The sequence below is a fragment of the Streptomyces sp. NBC_00285 genome (genome assembly GCF_036174265.1).
Lineage (GTDB): Bacteria > Actinomycetota > Actinomycetes > Streptomycetales > Streptomycetaceae > Streptomyces.
On record NZ_CP108055.1, the window covers coordinates 6,153,342 to 6,169,356 of the forward strand.

At 70.7% G+C, this 16,015-nt stretch carries 14 protein-coding genes; 11 read left to right on the plus strand and 3 right to left on the minus strand.

Annotated features, from left to right (window positions below):
* The first annotated feature begins 61 nt into the window (after window positions 1-61).
* The 10 genes from OHT57_RS28550 to OHT57_RS28595 all read left to right on the plus strand — a co-directional run bounded on the left by OHT57_RS28550 (window position 62) and on the right by OHT57_RS28595 (window position 8,267).
* Window positions 62-1,018: a Rossmann-like and DUF2520 domain-containing protein gene (locus OHT57_RS28550; RefSeq protein ID WP_328749400.1), complete on the plus strand. Its 957-nt coding sequence runs from the start codon at window positions 62-64 to the stop codon at window positions 1,016-1,018.
* Window positions 1,015-2,007 (plus strand): pantoate--beta-alanine ligase, encoded by a 993-nt coding sequence (panC, locus tag OHT57_RS28555; RefSeq protein WP_328749401.1) that lies wholly within the window; start codon window positions 1,015-1,017, stop codon window positions 2,005-2,007. The genes OHT57_RS28550 and panC overlap by 4 nt, the downstream gene beginning before the upstream one ends.
* Entirely contained in the window at window positions 2,004-3,770 is a 1,767-nt protein-coding gene (locus OHT57_RS28560) for an L-aspartate oxidase (protein ID WP_443053494.1), read from the plus strand. Before panC ends, OHT57_RS28560 begins: the two co-directional genes overlap by 4 nt.
* A gap of 5 nt (window positions 3,771-3,775) precedes the next feature.
* Complete coding sequence (nadC, locus tag OHT57_RS28565) at window positions 3,776-4,753, plus strand: carboxylating nicotinate-nucleotide diphosphorylase (protein ID WP_328749402.1); 978 nt, start codon at window positions 3,776-3,778, stop codon at window positions 4,751-4,753.
* Window positions 4,754-4,758: 5 nt separating this feature from the next.
* The gene (locus OHT57_RS28570; RefSeq protein WP_328749403.1) at window positions 4,759-5,556 is read left to right on the plus strand and encodes a type III pantothenate kinase; all 798 of its coding nucleotides are present in this window, start codon (window positions 4,759-4,761) and stop codon (window positions 5,554-5,556) included.
* 159 nt (window positions 5,557-5,715) lie between these two features.
* On the plus strand, window positions 5,716-6,384 hold the full coding sequence (locus OHT57_RS28575; protein WP_328753352.1) for a hypothetical protein: 669 nt from the start codon (window positions 5,716-5,718) through the stop codon (window positions 6,382-6,384).
* Between the two features lie 59 nt (window positions 6,385-6,443).
* Window positions 6,444-6,620, plus strand: coding sequence for a hypothetical protein (locus OHT57_RS28580; RefSeq protein WP_328749404.1), 177 nt, complete (start codon window positions 6,444-6,446; stop codon window positions 6,618-6,620).
* Window positions 6,621-6,760: 140 nt separating this feature from the next.
* Window positions 6,761-7,153, plus strand: coding sequence for a BlaI/MecI/CopY family transcriptional regulator (locus OHT57_RS28585; RefSeq protein WP_328749405.1), 393 nt, complete (start codon window positions 6,761-6,763; stop codon window positions 7,151-7,153).
* A gap of 9 nt (window positions 7,154-7,162) precedes the next feature.
* Window positions 7,163-7,711: an amino-acid N-acetyltransferase gene (locus OHT57_RS28590; RefSeq protein WP_328749406.1), complete on the plus strand. Its 549-nt coding sequence runs from the start codon at window positions 7,163-7,165 to the stop codon at window positions 7,709-7,711.
* Between the two features lie 220 nt (window positions 7,712-7,931).
* Window positions 7,932-8,267 carry a histone-like nucleoid-structuring protein Lsr2 gene (locus tag OHT57_RS28595; RefSeq protein WP_328753353.1) on the plus strand — a complete coding sequence of 112 codons (336 nt, stop codon included), beginning with the start codon at window positions 7,932-7,934 and terminating at the stop codon, window positions 8,265-8,267.
* A 35-nt stretch (window positions 8,268-8,302) separates the two neighbouring features.
* Here OHT57_RS28595 and OHT57_RS28600 read toward each other — a convergent pair whose 3' ends face one another.
* Window positions 8,303-8,986, minus strand: a complete 684-nt coding sequence (locus tag OHT57_RS28600; RefSeq protein WP_328749407.1) for an SCO3374 family protein — start codon at window positions 8,984-8,986, stop codon at window positions 8,303-8,305.
* A gap of 430 nt (window positions 8,987-9,416) precedes the next feature.
* Here OHT57_RS28600 and OHT57_RS28605 point away from each other — a divergent pair, with 430 nt between their 5' ends.
* The gene (locus tag OHT57_RS28605; RefSeq protein ID WP_328749408.1) at window positions 9,417-11,945 is read left to right on the plus strand and encodes an ATP-dependent Clp protease ATP-binding subunit; all 2,529 of its coding nucleotides are present in this window, start codon (window positions 9,417-9,419) and stop codon (window positions 11,943-11,945) included.
* A gap of 61 nt (window positions 11,946-12,006) precedes the next feature.
* On the opposite strand, the gene OHT57_RS28610 is transcribed toward OHT57_RS28605, so the two are convergent.
* Window positions 12,007-15,057 (minus strand): NACHT domain-containing protein, encoded by a 3,051-nt coding sequence (locus OHT57_RS28610; RefSeq protein ID WP_328749409.1) that lies wholly within the window; start codon window positions 15,055-15,057, stop codon window positions 12,007-12,009.
* Between the two features lie 46 nt (window positions 15,058-15,103).
* Window positions 15,104-15,736, minus strand: a complete 633-nt coding sequence (locus tag OHT57_RS28615) for an HAD family acid phosphatase (protein WP_328749410.1) — start codon at window positions 15,734-15,736, stop codon at window positions 15,104-15,106.
* Window positions 15,737-16,015 lie beyond the last annotated feature (279 nt).

A 16,015-nucleotide genomic window follows, 5' to 3' on the forward strand; every position in this document is an offset into this window, starting at 1 on the left:
TAACATGACGAGAAATCGTCCGGTACCCAGATGCGGACTGGAACGGGAAGGCCGTTGTCGCGTGAGTACAGTCCAACAGCCAGACAGCAAGGACCGCCCCGCGCGGCTCACCGTCGGCGTCGTCGGCGCCGGCCGGGTGGGCCCCGCGCTCGCCGCGTCCCTCCAGCTCGCCGGGCACCGTCCGGTGGCCGTCTCCGGTGTCTCCGACGCCTCGCGGCGGCGGGCCGAGCTGATGCTCCCGGACGTTCCCCTCGTCAGCCCCGCGGACGTCCTGCAGAGCGCCGACCTGGTGCTGCTGACCGTCCCCGACGACACCCTGCCCGGGCTGGTCGAGGGCCTCGCGGAGACCGGGGCGGTGCGGCCGGGCCAGCTGCTCGTGCACACCTCCGGGCGGTACGGCACGAAGGTCCTGGACCCCGCCCTGCGCGCCGGCGCGCTGCCGCTCGCGCTGCACCCCGCGATGACCTTCACCGGCACCCCCGTGGACGTCCAGCGCCTCGCGGGCTGCTCCTTCGGCGTCACCGCCCCCGACCAGCTGCGGCTCGCCGCCGAGGCCCTCGTCATCGAGATGGGCGGCGAGCCCGAGTGGATCGACGAGGAGATGCGGCCGCTCTACCACGCGGCCCTCGCCCTCGGCGCCAACCACCTGGTCACCCTGGTCGCCCAGGCCATGGAACTGCTGCGTACGGCAGGCGTCGAGGCCCCGGACCACATGCTCGGCCCCCTGCTCGGCGCCGCCCTCGACAACGCCCTGCGCTCCGGCGACGCGGCCCTCACCGGCCCCGTTGCGCGCGGGGACGCCGGCACGGTCGCCGCACACGTCACGGAGCTGCGCAAATACGCACCGCAGACCGTCTCCGGGTATCTGGCCATGGCCCGCGCGACCGCCGACCGCGCGCTAGCCCACGGACTGCTGAAGCCGGAGCTCGCCGAGGACCTCCTCGGAGTGCTCGCGAGCGGTGCCGAAGGCCCCGACGGTTCCGACGGGATCCACGGCTCCGAGGGAGACGCCCGATGACGACCGCTCTGCTGCGCACCGCCGACGAACTGTACGCACGCACGCGTGCGGGCCGCCGGGCCGTCGTGATGACCATGGGCGCCCTGCACGAGGGCCACGCCACCCTCGTCCGCACCGCGCGCGAGATCGCGGGACCGGACGGCGAAGTCGTCGTCACCGTCTTCGTGAACCCCCTCCAGTTCGGCGCGGGCGAGGACCTCGACCGCTACCCGCGCACCCTGGACGCCGACCTCAAGATCGCCGAGGACGCCGGCGCCGACGCCGTCTTCGCGCCCTCCGTCGACGAGGTCTACCCGGGCGGCGAACCCCAGGTCCGCGTCAGCGCGGGCCCGATGGGGGAGCGACTGGAGGGCGCCTCACGCCCCGGCCACTTCGACGGCATGCTCACCGTCGTCGCCAAGCTGCTGCACCTCACCCGCCCCGACATCGCCCTCTACGGCCAGAAGGACGCCCAGCAGCTCGCCCTGATCCGCCGGATGGCACGCGACCTGAACTTCGGCGTCGAGATCGTCGGCGTGCCCACCGTGCGCGAGGACGACGGCCTGGCCCTCTCCAGCCGCAACCGCTATCTGAAGCCACAGGAGCGACGCACCGCGCTCGCCCTGTCCCGCGCCCTGTTCGCGGGCCGCGACCGGCACGCGGCGCAGGAGGCGCTGCGCGCGCGAGCCCGCGAAGTGCCCGCCTCGCACGCGCGTGCCGAGGCCCTGAGCGCCCTCGGCGAGTCCCGCGCGGCCGCCGACACCCACGCGGTCGCCCAGGCGTCCCCGGGCGGCCCCACGGCCGTCCGCGCGGCCGCCCGCCTGGTCCTGGACGACGCCGCGCGCCAGGACCCCCCGCTCGCCCTGGACTACCTCGCGCTCGTCGACCCCCGCGACTTCGGCGACATCGAGGACGACTTCACCGGCGAGGCCGTCCTCGCCGTCGCCGCCCGGGTAGGGACGACCCGGCTGATCGACAACATCCCCCTGACCTTCGGAGCCGCCTCGTGACCAGCACAGGCATACGCCCGCCCGTCGCCGACCACCCTGGAACGGGAGCGCCTCGCGCTCACCTCCACCTGCACGCGCCCGCGCCTGGGTGGTCCATCACCGCGGACGTCGTGGTCGTCGGCTCCGGTGTCGCCGGCCTCACCGCGGCCCTGCGCTGCGAGGCCGAGGGACTCAGGACCGTCGTCGTCACCAAGGCCCGCCTCGACGACGGCTCCACCCGCTGGGCGCAGGGCGGCATCGCCGCGGCCCTCGGCGAGGGCGACACCCCCGAACAGCACCTGGACGACACGCTGGTCGCGGGCGTGGGCCTGTGCGACGAGGAGGCCGTCCGGATCCTCGTCACCGAGGGCCCGGACGCCGTACGCCGCCTGATCGCGACCGGAGCACACTTCGACGAGTCCGAAGCGGGCGACCTGGAGCTGACCCGCGAGGGCGGCCACCACCGCCGCCGTATCGCCCACGCGGGCGGCGACGCGACCGGCGCGGAGATCTCCCGGGCGCTCGTCGAGGCCGTCCGCGCGCGGGGGCTGCGCACCATCGAGAACGCGCTCGTCCTGGACCTGCTGACGGACGCCGACGGCCGCACGGCGGGCGTCACCCTGCACGTCATGGGCGAGGGCCAGCACGACGGCGTGGGCGCCGTCCACGCCCCCACGGTCGTCCTCGCGACCGGCGGCATGGGCCAGGTGTTCTCCGCGACCACCAACCCCTCCGTGTCGACGGGCGACGGCGTGGCGCTCGCCCTGCGCGCGGGCGCCGAGGTCAGCGACCTGGAATTCGTGCAGTTCCACCCCACCGTGCTGTTCCTGGGCTCGGACGCGGAGGGCCAGCAGCCCCTCGTCTCCGAGGCCGTGCGCGGCGAAGGAGCCCACCTGGTCGACGCCGACGGCGTGCGCTTCATGGTCGGACAGCACGAACTGGCCGAACTCGCGCCGAGGGACATCGTCGCCAAGGGCATCACGCGCCGCATGCAGGAGCAGGACGCCGAGCACATGTTCCTCGACGCCCGGCACTTCGGCGCGGACATGTGGGAGCACCGCTTCCCGACGATTCTCGCCGCCTGCCGCGCCCACGGCATCGACCCGGTGACCGAGCCCATCCCGATCGCACCGGCCGCCCACTACGCCTCCGGGGGCGTCCGCACCGACTCCCGGGGCCGTACGACCGTCCCCGGTCTGTACGCGTGCGGCGAAGTGGCCTGCACGGGCGTGCACGGCGCGAACCGGCTCGCCTCCAACTCCCTCCTGGAGGGCCTGGTCTACGCCGAGCGCATCGCCGCCGACATCATGGCGAGCCATGCGGGCGACGGCCTCCACGCGCGCGTGCCCGCACCCGTCGAGCACCCCGCGAAGCCTGCGCATCCCCTGCTCGCACCCGAGGCCCGGTTCGCGATCCAGCGGACCATGACCCTGGGCGCGGGCGTGCTGCGCTCCGCCCGGTCCCTGGCCGGCGCGGCGGACACCCTGCACGCGCTGGACGCCGACGCCCGCGACGCCCTCGAGGAGAACGGCAAGACGGCCGAACCCGGCGTCGACACCTGGGAGGCCACCAACCTCCTGTCCGTGGCCCGCGTCCTGGTGGCCGCGGCCCAGCTGCGCGAGGAGACGCGCGGCTGCCACTGGCGCGAGGACGAGCCCGACCGGAACGACACGGCGTGGCGGCGCCACATCGTCGTACGGCTGAATCCCGACCGGACCCTCGCCGTACACACCACCGATACCGCAGACTTCCCCCCGACCCGGCAGCCCCTTCAGGAGCAGTGACAGTAGTGAGCACCGAAGACCTTCCCCTCGCCTCCTCCGGAGGCTGCGGCGACGGCTGTGCCTGCGGCGCGGACGGCGACGCGGAGTACCTGGAGTGCGGGCTCGACCCCGCGCTCGCCCAACTCCTGGCCGACGCCGGGCTCGACCCGGTGGAGGTCGAGGACATCGCCAACGTCGCGATCCAGGAGGACCTCGCCAACGGCGTGGACGTGACGACCGTCGCGACCATCTCCGAGGACGCCGTCGCCACTGCCGACTTCGTCGCGCGCGAGGCGGGCGTCGTGGCCGGCCTCAGGGTCGCCGAGGCGGTCGTCTCGGTGGTCTGCGAGGCCGAGTTCGAGGTCGAACGGCATGTGGAGGACGGCGACCGTGTGGCGGCCGGGCAGAAGCTCCTGTCGGTCACCACGCGCACGCGCGACCTGCTCACCGCCGAGCGCAGCGCACTGAACCTGCTGTGCCGGCTCTCGGGCATCGCGACCGCCACGCGCGCGTGGGCGGACGTACTGGAGGGCACCAAGGCACGCGTGCGTGACACGCGGAAGACGACTCCGGGGCTCAGGTCGCTGGAGAAGTTCGCGGTGCGCTGCGGGGGCGGGGTCAACCACCGGATGTCGCTGTCCGACGCGGCGCTGGTCAAGGACAACCACGTGGTCGCCGCCGGTGGCGTCGCGCAGGCCTTCAAGGCCGTCCGGGAGGCCTTCCCGGATGTGCCGATCGAGGTCGAGGTCGACAACCTGTACCAGCTGAAGGACGTCGTGGACGCGGGCGCCGACCTGATCCTGCTGGACAACTTCACGCCGGGCGAGTGCGAGGCGGCCGTCGCGCTCGTGCGCGGGCAAGCCGTGCTGGAGGCCTCCGGACGGCTGACGCTGGACACCGCCCGCGCGTACGCCGACACAGGCGTCGACTACCTCGCCGTGGGGGCGCTCACCCACTCCTCGCCGATTCTCGACATCGGCCTCGATCTGCGCGAGGCGGAGTAGCCGCGATGCTCCTCACGATCGACGTAGGCAACACGCACACCGTCCTCGGGCTGTTCGACGGCGAGGACATCGTCGAGCACTGGCGTATCTCCACGGACGCGCGCCGCACGGCCGACGAACTGGCGGTGCTGCTCCAGGGGCTCATGGGCATGCACCCGCTCCTCGGGGACGAACTGGGCGACGGCATCGACGGGATCGCGATCTGCGCGACCGTGCCCTCCGTGCTGCACGAGCTGCGTGAGGTGACGCGGCGCTACTACGGCGACGTGCCGGCCGTGCTCGTCGAGCCCGGCGTGAAGACGGGGGTGCCGATCCTCACGGACAACCCCAAGGAGGTCGGCGCGGACCGGATCATCAACGCGGTGGCGGCCGTCGAGCTGTTCGGCGGCCCGGCGATCGTCGTGGACTTCGGTACGGCCACGACGTTCGACGCGGTGTCCGCGCGCGGGGAGTACGTCGGCGGGGTCATCGCGCCCGGCATCGAGATCTCCGTGGAGGCCCTCGGCGTGAAGGGGGCGCAGCTGCGGAAGATCGAGGTGGCCCGGCCGCGGAGCGTGATCGGGAAGAACACGGTCGAGGCCATGCAGTCCGGGATCGTGTACGGGTTCGCGGGCCAGGTCGACGGGGTCGTCGGCCGGATGGCCCGGGAGCTCGCGGACAATCCCGAGGACGTGACGGTGATCGCCACGGGCGGGCTGGCGCCGATGGTGCTGGGGGAGTCGTCGGTGATCGACGAGCACGAACCGTGGCTGACGCTGGTGGGACTGCGGCTGGTGTACGAGCGGAACGTGTCGCGGATGTGACGCCCGGGCCGCCCATCGGCATGGTCGGCATGGGGAGGGGCCTCGCCCACGAAGGCCGGACGGGCCGGCGACGCGCGCCACACCCGTCCCTTATGTGGAATTTGTCTGATTAGCGCGTACTGTCGCTGCATGCCCACGCCATACGGATCCCGCGGCGGCATGGCGTTCGGCGTGGAGGAGCTGCGTGTGCTCCGCCGCGCTCTCGCCCTCGCCCTTCACCCCGCCCCCGCCTCGGCCGAGGACGTCAAGGACTGCCACCGTCTCGCCGAGTCCCTCGACGAGACGGTGCGTGAGGGCGCCCGGCTGCGCGCCTTCCTGGTGGCCGACCTCGCCCGGTACCGCGCCGCGCTGCCCGGCACCGCCGCCGGCTATCTCACGCTTCTGGAGGAGGCGCTGGGTGCCGGGTACCGGCCCGGCCCCGATGATCTCGCCGGTCTCCGGGCGCTGCGCGGCAACCCCGTCGCGGCCGCCCTGCTGAACCGCTGCCAGGTGCTGGCCGAACGGGACGTGCGGGCCCGGCTCGCGGGCGCCACGGCCGAACGGCGCGTATCGGCGGCCCCGGTGGTCCCCGCTTCCCGCACGCGCCTCCTGGCGCTGCCCGGCGGCCTCTCCGGAGGTTTCTCGGCAGTCACCCGGGGCGCCCCGGCGGAGCTGGACGCCAAGGAGCCGGCGAAGAGCCCGGCCAAGTCCCCGGCGCGGCCCACGGAGAGGCCCGCTCCCGCGGCGCCCAAGCCCTCCCGCCCCGTTCCCACCCCGGGCGAGGTCTTCCCCCGCCGCAGGCCCGCCCCGCCCCCGGCGAACCCCCCGCAGCAGCTCGCCGCGGGCTGAACCCGCTCCTGGCCGCACCCCGCCCGAGTTGTCCGTCCGCCCGTGGCTACTCTGGACGCATGGACTATGTCTCCGCGCTCGTGCCCCCGGTCGTGATGGCCGTCTTCTTCATCGGTGTGATCCGGGTGATCGTGAAGACCCAGGGCGGGGCCAACAAGGCCAAGGAGGACGCGGTCGTCGACGCCGCGCTCGCCCGCGCGGAGGCGGCCAGGCAGACCTCCGGCTCCGACGCCTGACCCCCTTGTGGCGTACGACTCCCCGAGCCTCGCGCTTTCCGAGTCGTACGCCCTTTTTGTTGCTGTTTGGCGTTGAAAGGGCACGTCCGTCACGCCGATAGCCGGATCTCCCACTATTGTGCTGAGCTGTGCCTCGCCCATTGGGAGAACTCGAAGACACGGTCATGACGCGGGTGTGGAAGTGGAACCGCCCGGTCACGGTTCGAGAAGTCCTGGAAGACCTTCGACAGGAACGGTCCATCGCCTACACCACGGTGATGACCGTTTTGGACAATCTCCATCAGAAGGGCTGGGTGCGCCGTGAGGCGGAAGGCCGGGCCTATCGATATGAGGCGGTCTCCACACGGGCCGCCTACGCCGCCGCGCTGATGAACGACGCCTGGTCGCAGAGTGACAACCCGGCCGCCGCTCTCGTCGCCTTCTTCGGGATGATGAGTGAGGAACAGCGGCACGCACTCCAGGACGCCGTACGCATCGTCGAGGGACCGTCGGTGGAGAACCCCGACTCGGCATCGCGGGGCGGCGGGCGATAGCGTCCGCTCATGTCCGCAGAGAGCCCCTCGTCCGGGAACCCCGAAGTCACCGCAAAAGCCATCACCGTCCGGCGGGCCCGTACCAGCGATGTCGCCGGCATCCGCGGTCTCCTCGACACCTACGTCCGTGACCGCATCCTGCTCGACAAAGCGACGGTGACGCTTTACGAGGACCTCCAGGAGTTCTGGGTCGCCGAGCGCGACGACAACGCCGAGCTGGTCGGCTTCGGCGCCCTGCACGTGATGTGGGAAGACCTCGCGGAAGTGCGCACTCTCGCGGTGAAGCCGGGCCTGAAGGGCGCCGGTGTGGGCCATCAGTTGCTGGAGAAGTTGTTGCAGACAGCGCGCTGGCTCGGCGTTCGCCGCGTTTTCTGTCTCACCTTCGAAGTGGACTTCTTCGGCAAGCACGGCTTCGTCGAGATCGGTGAGACACCCGTCGACACCGATGTCTACACGGAGCTGCTGCGTTCCTATGACGAAGGCGTGGCGGAGTTCCTCGGTCTCGAACGAGTGAAACCGAACACCTTGGGCAACAGCCGGATGCTTCTGCATCTGTGATCGCCGGGGATTCGGGCGCTCAGCCCTGCCCAGGTTCCCTATGTCCGAAACGCGCATGTTTCCGGACGAGGAGACCGCTGTCGGTCTCTCCCAGGGGTTTGTGTTTTTCCGGCAAAAGCGGTTTGCTTTCCGACGTACTGCAGTACTGCATATAACAGGGGACGGCGAAACGGCGAACGCCGCAGACCCGGCCTTCAGGTATTGGATGAAAGGAAATCCGGTGGCACAGAAGGTTCAGGTCCTTCTTGTCGATGACCTCGACGGTGGCGAGGCGGACGAGACCGTCACGTTCGCGTTGGACGGCAAGACGTACGAGATCGATCTCACGACTGCCAATGCGGACAAGCTCCGTGGCCTTCTCGACGCGTACGTGAAGGGCGGTCGCCGTACCGGAGGCCGTGCCGCGGGCGGGCGCGGAAAGGCGCGAGTCGCTTCCGGTGGCAGTCAGGACACCGCTCAGATTCGCGCGTGGGCCAAGGAGAACGGCTACGAGGTCAATGACCGCGGCCGTGTTCCGGCGAGCATTCGCGAGGCTTACGACAAGTCCAACGCCTGATTGAAAGGTCCACGGGGGCCAGGGCCTGCGAAGGTTTATAACCGCGCGTGCCGCAGCCGCAGCCGGTGGCACTGTGTGGCCACCGTGTCCACGACGCGCACGAGATCGGGGGCACCCCCACCGCCCCCCAGCGCCGACACCGTCGGCAGCGAGGCCTCGACCTCGCACCCGGGCTCGGGGGGCCGCAGCCATACGGCGGCCCCCTGCGGGGCGCCCGGGCGGCCGGGTACGAGAGGCCGCCGCGTCCCTTCCTCCCGGCCCGCTTCCGCAGCCGGCGACCGGTCGACGAGCCCGCCCGCCCCTACCCCGCCCTCCGGCGGCAGCGGAGCCTCCAGCACGCCGCCCGCACCGATCGCCCGTAGATCGAGTGCCAGCGTGCCCCACTCCAGCCAGTCCAGCAGACCCGGCAACTCCTCCGTGCCGCCCGCGGCCACCAGGAGTTCCATCCGGTTGCCCCGCAGCGCCACAGGAGAGGCCCCGGTGAGATGGCGCAGGGCCGCCCGGCCCGCCTCCACCGGTACGTCCAGGACGTCGAAGCGCAGGCCCAGGCGGAGTCGCAGGGGAGGTTCCGGGGTGCTCGCGGGCACTGTCGGCCAGCCCAGCACGTTCTCGTACCAGTGGCGCACCGCAGCGCCGCCGGATGCGGTCGCGTCGAGCGGCCGACGGGGGAGCGGAAACGCGGTGAGATCCGCGGCGGACGGAGGGAGGCTGCCGACCATGACAAGTGCAACCGTCGGAGAAGCGTGCGAGTTACGCTGGGTGTGACGACGCGTGCGAAGAGTGGTCGAAATAGGGGCGTGCGGGGGTGCGGGACGGCGCGAGGTTGTTCGCCCATAGCGGAGGGACGGGGGGCGTGTGGCATGGAGTGTCAGTCCGTGCGGGTAAGACATCCCTAGTGGGAGGGGGCGACACGCAGGAAAGGCCGTCTCACGTTCGCCATCGGCGTACTGGCGAGTGGGGTAACTGTCTGGCCTGCGGGAACATCGTCTCGCACCATCGGGTTGGAGCAGATGTCGGCGTTCGGGGTCAGGAGGCCAAGAACGGTGTCGGCAGTTGGAATGAGCGGTCCCCGCTTGCGGGACTAAGCTGCGGAAGGACAGGGAGGGGAAGTTCCCCCCACTGCCTGACCGCTCTGAGGAGCGATTAACGATGTTCGAGAGGTTCACCGACCGCGCGCGGCGGGTTGTCGTCCTGGCTCAGGAAGAAGCCCGGATGCTCAACCACAACTACATCGGCACCGAGCACATCCTCCTGGGCCTGATCCATGAGGGTGAGGGTGTCGCCGCCAAGGCCCTTGAGAGCCTCGGGATTTCGCTCGAGGCGGTCCGCCAGCAGGTGGAGGAGATCATCGGGCAGGGGCAGCAGGCCCCGTCCGGGCACATCCCCTTCACCCCCCGTGCCAAGAAGGTCCTGGAGCTGTCGCTCCGCGAGGCCCTTCAGCTCGGCCACAACTACATCGGCACGGAACACATCCTGCTCGGCCTGATCCGCGAGGGTGAGGGCGTCGCCGCCCAGGTCCTCGTCAAGCTGGGCGCCGATCTCAACCGGGTGCGGCAGCAGGTCATCCAGCTGCTCTCCGGTTACCAGGGCAAGGAGACCGCCGGCGCCAGTGGCGGTCCTGCCGAGGGCACCCCCTCGACGTCCCTGGTCCTCGACCAGTTCGGCCGGAACCTCACCCAGGCCGCTCGTGAGTCCAAGCTCGACCCGGTCATCGGGCGCGAGAAGGAGATCGAGCGGGTCATGCAGGTGCTGTCCCGCCGCACCAAGAACAACCCGGTCCTGATCGGTGAGCCCGGCGTCGGCAAGACCGCCGTCGTCGAGGGCCTCGCCCAGGCCATCGTCAAGGGCGAGGTGCCCGAGACCCTCAAGGACAAGCACCTCTACACCCTGGACCTCGGCGCGCTGGTCGCCGGCTCCCGCTACCGCGGTGACTTCGAGGAGCGCCTGAAGAAGGTCCTCAAGGAGATCCGCACCCGCGGCGACATCATCCTGTTCATCGACGAGCTGCACACGCTGGTCGGTGCGGGTGCCGCCGAGGGCGCCATCGACGCCGCTTCGATCCTGAAGCCGATGCTGGCCCGCGGTGAGCTGCAGACCATCGGTGCGACGACGCTGGACGAGTACCGCAAGCACCTGGAGAAGGACGCGGCCCTCGAGCGCCGCTTCCAGCCCATCCAGGTCGCGGAGCCGTCGCTGCCGCACACGATCGAGATCCTCAAGGGTCTGCGCGACCGGTACGAGGCGCACCACCGCGTCTCCATCACCGACGAGGCGCTGGTCCAGGCCGCCACCCTGGCCGACCGGTACATCTCGGACCGCTTCCTGCCGGACAAGGCGATCGACCTGATCGACGAGGCCGGCTCCCGGATGCGCATCCGCCGCATGACCGCGCCGCCGGACCTGCGCGAGTTCGACGAGAAGATCGCTGGCGTCCGCCGCGACAAGGAGTCCGCGATCGACTCGCAGGACTTCGAGAAGGCCGCCTCCCTCCGCGACAAGGAGAAGCAGCTCCTGGCCGGCAAGGCCAAGCGGGAGAAGGAGTGGAAGGCCGGCGACATGGACGTCGTCGCCGAGGTCGACGGCGAGCTGATCGCCGAGGTCCTCGCGACCGCCACGGGCATCCCGGTCTTCAAGCTGACCGAGGAGGAGTCCTCGCGTCTGCTGCGCATGGAGGACGAGCTCCACAAGCGGGTCATCGGCCAGATCGACGCCGTCAAGGCGCTGTCGAAGGCGATCCGTCGTACGCGTGCGGGCCTCAAGGACCCCAAGCGTCCCGGTGGTTCGTTCATCTTCGCCGGTCCGTCCGGTGTCGGTAAGACCGAGCTGTCCAAGGCGCTCGCCGAGTTCCTCTTCGGTGACGAGGACGCGCTGATCTCCCTCGACATGTCGGAGTTCAGCGAGAAGCACACGGTGTCGCGGCTCTTCGGTTCGCCCCCCGGATACGTGGGCTACGAAGAGGGCGGCCAGCTGACCGAGAAGGTGCGGCGCAAGCCGTTCTCGGTGGTTCTCTTCGACGAGGTCGAGAAGGCCCACCCGGACATCTTCAACTCGCTGCTGCAGATCCTGGAGGACGGTCGCCTGACCGACTCCCAGGGCCGGGTCGTCGACTTCAAGAACACGGTCATCATCATGACGACCAACCTCGGCACCCGGGACATCTCCAAGGGCTTCAACCTGGGCTTCGCGGCCTCGGGTGACAAGAAGTCCAACTACGAGCGCATGAAGAACAAGGTCTCGGACGAGCTCAAGCAGCACTTCCGCCCCGAGTTCCTCAACCGCGTCGACGACGTGGTCGTCTTCCCGCAGCTGACGCAGGAGGACATCCTCCAGATCGTCGACCTGATGATCGCCAAGGTCGACGAGCGCCTCAAGGACCGGGACATGGGCATCGAGCTCTCCCAGTCCGCCAAGGAGCTGCTGTCCACGAAGGGCTACGACCAGGTGCTGGGTGCGCGTCCGCTGCGTCGCACCATCCAGCGCGAGATCGAGGACACCCTGTCGGAGAAGATCCTCTTCGGCGAGCTGCGTCCCGGTCACATCGTGGTCGTCGGCACGGAGGGCGAGGGTGAGGCCAAGACATTCACCTTCCGCGGCGAGGAGAAGTCGGCGCTGCCGGACGTTCCGCCGATCGAGCAGGCGGCCGGCGGAGCCGGGCCGAATCTGAGCAAGGAGGCGTAACCCTTCGGGGGTTCGCCAGGTGAGGGGCCGGTGCCTTCGGGCGCCGGCCCCTCACCGTTTCTCAGCGCCTGTGCAGGCTGACGTCCACTCCGGGGAAGTGATCGGAGAAGCGGAACAGGGGAAAGGCATGCCCCGGCATGTTCTGCAGGACCAGCGAGCGCAGTCCCGGCAGCCGGCCCGCGAGTGCGGCGATGTCCTCGGTGCCGAGCAGGCCGGGCAGCCGTAGGTCGCGGATGTTCGGCAGCACCGGCATGCGCTCGACGGAGCGTGGCAGATCCCGCAGGATCCGTGCGTTCAGGTGCAGCTGGCTCAGCGCGGGCAGTGCGGCCACCGCCCGCCAGTCCTCCGCCGTCAGCTCCGTGGTCAGTGGTCCGAGGCTGAGTGCCGTGAGACCGCTCCAGTGCTCCAGGCCGCGCAGGCCGGTGCGGTTCGTGGTGTGCCGGCCGAGGAAGAGGAACCGCAGGTCCGCGTCGACCGGCAGGACGTCGGTGAGGCTCCGGCCGGGGATTTCCTGCTCCAGGGTGAGCCGCGTCAGTGAGTGCAGCGACCCGAGGCCGTCGAGGCCGGCGATCCGCCCGCAGATCAGTTCGGCCAGCGGAAGCTCCGCCAGCCGGTCCAGGCCGTGTGCGCCCGGGCAGCGGGCCAGCTGCAGATCATGCAGGGACCCGAAGGGCAGCAGCGCGTCGAGGCCGGTGATCAAGGGGTTGTCCCGCAGGTCGAGGAGGGTCACGTCCCCGGGATCCGGTACGGCGGACAGGATGTCCTCGGGTGCGTGCTCGCCGAGGAACGCGAGGCCCCGCCAGGGCCGCATGTCCGCCAGCGCGGCCCGCTGCCCGGGGGACTCGCAGGTGAGGAAGAGGCTCGGGCGGGGCAGGTGATCCAGCACCTCCGCCGCGTACTCCGGGGTGTCGAAGCGGCTCCAGGTCCCCGCGAGCTGCCGACGTACCTCGAGGTCCGGGTGCTCGCGGAACCGTCGCAGCACCGCCAACGCCCCCGCGGGTTCCTCGGCGGCGAGCAGGGAGGCGGTGATCGTGACGCCCAGCGCCTGTTCGGCCGACAGCCCCTGTGGGCCCGGCAGCAGCTCCAGCACCAGCGGACCCGCCTCCGCCAGGGCCCTCGCGTCCTCCTTCGAGCACGGCGGGATCAGGGACGCTGCCCGGTTCTCCACCTCGGTGCGCACCGAGGCGTCCAGTGCCGCCGTGTGCTCCAGACATGCCAGCGCCAGCAGGGTCAGCCGGGGGACGTCCCTGGCGAGCAGCTGCCGTATCAGAGACGCCCGTTCGCGGGGGCGGGCGTGGCCGACCGCCATGCGGATCACGTCCTCCCACTGGGCGTCGTCGGCGTGACCGGCCAGGACGTCCAGGTGGCCCTCCTCGACCGCGTATCTGGCGCCCAGGTAGTCCTGGAAGGTGCGGTGGACGAAGTCCACGACCCCGGCCGCGGGTTGGCGGACCAGTCCGCTGCGCAGGAGCAGGGTCCGCAGGACTGTTGCCGCGTTCCCGGCCCGGCCCGGGAGCGTGATCGACGGAAGCGCGCGGTCGACGATCGCCTCGGCCGTCTCCACCTCCATCTCCGTCCGGTTGCTCAACACCAGTGCGTACGCGAGGCGTTGCAGCAGCTCCAGCTGGACCTCCTCGCCGAGCTCCACCTCGTCCGCCATCGCCAGCCCCCGCTCCCGGTCACGGCGGGCGAGCAGCATCGTCAGGGCGGCGTCGTACAACTCCTTGCGGCCGGTGGGGAGATAGCCGCGCCGCTCCCGGTGCAGGGCGCAGATCAGGCCGCACATCAGGGGGTTGGTGGCGAGGCGGGCGAGGTCGCGTTTGGTGCGCAGGCTGTCGAGGAGGGGGCCCTCGAACTCCGAGGCCCCGGCCGCGCTGTGCCAGCGGTGGACGAACGTCGCCACCCCGGTGCGGCGCATCGGGGCGAGGGCCAGCTCGCGGAAGCCCTCGGTGGCCAGCCAGTCCTGGCGGACGGCGGTGGGGCGGGACGTGAGGAGCCAGCGGTTGCCGGGATAGGCGCGGATCAGGCCTAGGAGCCAGTCGCGGGTGCGGTGGCGGTCGGCGGTGGGGATCTCGTCCAGGCCGTCGATCAGGACGAGCGCCCGGCCGGCCCCGAGGACGCGCTCGGTCCAGCCGTCGGGGGGCGGCAGCGGGCAGCCGACCGCGGAGAGGAAGGCGGTCGGTGCGGGCAGCGCGTCCGCCCGGATCAGGGTGCGCAGCGGAAGGACGTACGGGATCTGGGTGCCCTCGCGCGCGGAAGTGACCGCCAGCCACTGCACCAGCGTCGTCTTGCCGGAGCCCGCGTCGCCGCGCAGCAGGATCCGGTCGTGGAGGAACAGGGCTTCCTCGGCGGGGAGTTGGACGGGGAGCGTGGTGGTACGGGGGTGTTCCTCCGGGAGCTCCTCCGCCGTCGTCGCCTCCAGGCTGAGGTAGGCGACCTCCAGGGGCCAGCGGTCCGGGGAGTCGCGCAGGTCGACGCCGTAGATGGTGATGTGGTTGTGGCGGTCGGCGACGTAGGGCAGATAGCGGCGTTCGAAGGAGCGGTCCTGGGCGCCGGGACGCGGGCTGCGGGCGATCAACCCGTCGATCTTCGCGATGAGTTCGGCCTGTGTTCGGGTCTGCTCCACGAGGGTGCGTGCCACGAAGGTGGAGCGGCGGGTGAAGAACTCCAGGATCTGCAGGCACGCCCACTCGGTCGCGGAGTCGAGGAAGTGGCAGGCGTCGGCCGAGAGTCCGTCGGGCGCGGGGGCCTCGTGGTGCAGCTTCCTGGCCAGTTCGCGAAAGCCGAGGCGTACGGCCTGTACGTCGTCCATGTCCAGGTCGCCGAGGGCGAGGAGACGACGGGCCAGGGCGTCGGCGACGGCGGTCTGTTCGCCGGTCCGGAACGGCGGTTCGCCGGGTGAGTCGACCGCCTGCCGGACCAGGTGGTCCGCGAGCTTGTGCACGTCCTTCTCGCCCAGGATGCGCTTCTCGCCCCGGAAGGACACCAGGTCCTTCAGCCGGACGGGCTTGTCGACCAGTCCGGCGCCGGGGCCGTCCGGCCGGAAGAGTCTCTTCACCAGCTGGCCGACCAGGCCGGACGCCAGCTTGCTGCCCAGTACCGCGGGCTCCATCCGCCACCCCCGTGCATCGCGTGAACGGATGGAGCCTAATGGGCCGTTACGACAACTGGCCGTCGTAGTCAGGGAGCTTGAACGTCTTCTCGGCGTGGCCGCCCGACAGGTCGGTGGCGCTGTTGCCGATGTTCGCGATGATCGTGTAGCCCTTGTTCTCGATGGCGACGCGCTGTGCGGTCTTGTAGGCGGCGACGTCCTTGAAGAGGTCGATGAAGTTGCGCGCGTACAGACCGCTGACCTGGTAGCCGACCTGCTTGAGGTTGTAGTCGGTCGCGGGGCCGGTGATGTCGGGGCGGGCGGTCACGAAGAACAGGGACACGCCGTGTTCCTGGGCGTACTTCGCGGCGTTCAGGACGGGCTTGTTGGCCGGCGAGGGGTAGCTGAAGCCGAAGTCGGACTCAAGGGCGGTGTTGTCGATGTCGAGGACGATCGCCTGCTTCTCGCCGGAACCGGCGGCGGCGATACGGGACTTCAGATAGGGGAGGGCCTGGTCCATCACGGCCTGGCAGTCGGTCTGCCAGGTGGCGTAGTCGACGGCCGCGGCAGCCGCGCTGGTCGTGGCGGTGGTGCTCGTTGCGGTTGTCGCGGCGTCCGCCGGGGCCGCCAGGGCGACCAGGGCTGCAGCGGAGACGGTGCTGACGACGATGCGGCGCGCCCAGGGGCGTCTGCTTGTCATGTTCGTGGGGGTCCTCTCACGTCCGTGCCGGGTGTCAGGTGCATGTTCGGGGACGGGGGTGGCGCGAGGGGAACCGTAGGGTTACCGGTTGGTAGGTGGCTAGAGGTGTGCGTCACAAAGCTTGACCAGGACGCCGGGGCTGCCGGTGATGTGCCGCACAGGAGATTTGTCCGTTACTAGGCGGAATAGTGGTGCGATTCGGGAAGAGGTACGGACTTTCCCCCCGAAGTGCCAGGACTATTACTACGTTCCGTCGTAAATTGCCGGTTTTGGGCTTTG

What these genes read in the sequence shown, in the direction of transcription:
- OHT57_RS28570 (WP_328749403.1), top strand. Translation starts at nt 4,759, where the DNA reads ATGCTCCTCACGATCGACGTAGGCAACACGCACACCGTCCTCGGGCTG.
- OHT57_RS28600 (WP_328749407.1), bottom strand. Translation starts at nt 8,986, where the DNA reads ATGGTCGGCAGCCTCCCTCCGTCCGCCGCGGATCTCACCGCGTTTCCG.
- panC (WP_328749401.1), top strand. Translation starts at nt 1,015, where the DNA reads ATGACGACCGCTCTGCTGCGCACCGCCGACGAACTGTACGCACGCACG.
- OHT57_RS28615 (WP_328749410.1), bottom strand. Translation starts at nt 15,736, where the DNA reads ATGACAAGCAGACGCCCCTGGGCGCGCCGCATCGTCGTCAGCACCGTC.
- OHT57_RS28605 (WP_328749408.1), top strand. Translation starts at nt 9,417, where the DNA reads ATGTTCGAGAGGTTCACCGACCGCGCGCGGCGGGTTGTCGTCCTGGCT.
- OHT57_RS28580 (WP_328749404.1), top strand. Translation starts at nt 6,444, where the DNA reads ATGGACTATGTCTCCGCGCTCGTGCCCCCGGTCGTGATGGCCGTCTTC.
- OHT57_RS28575 (WP_328753352.1), top strand. Translation starts at nt 5,716, where the DNA reads ATGGCGTTCGGCGTGGAGGAGCTGCGTGTGCTCCGCCGCGCTCTCGCC.
- OHT57_RS28610 (WP_328749409.1), bottom strand. Translation starts at nt 15,057, where the DNA reads ATGGAGCCCGCGGTACTGGGCAGCAAGCTGGCGTCCGGCCTGGTCGGC.
- OHT57_RS28590 (WP_328749406.1), top strand. Translation starts at nt 7,163, where the DNA reads ATGTCCGCAGAGAGCCCCTCGTCCGGGAACCCCGAAGTCACCGCAAAA.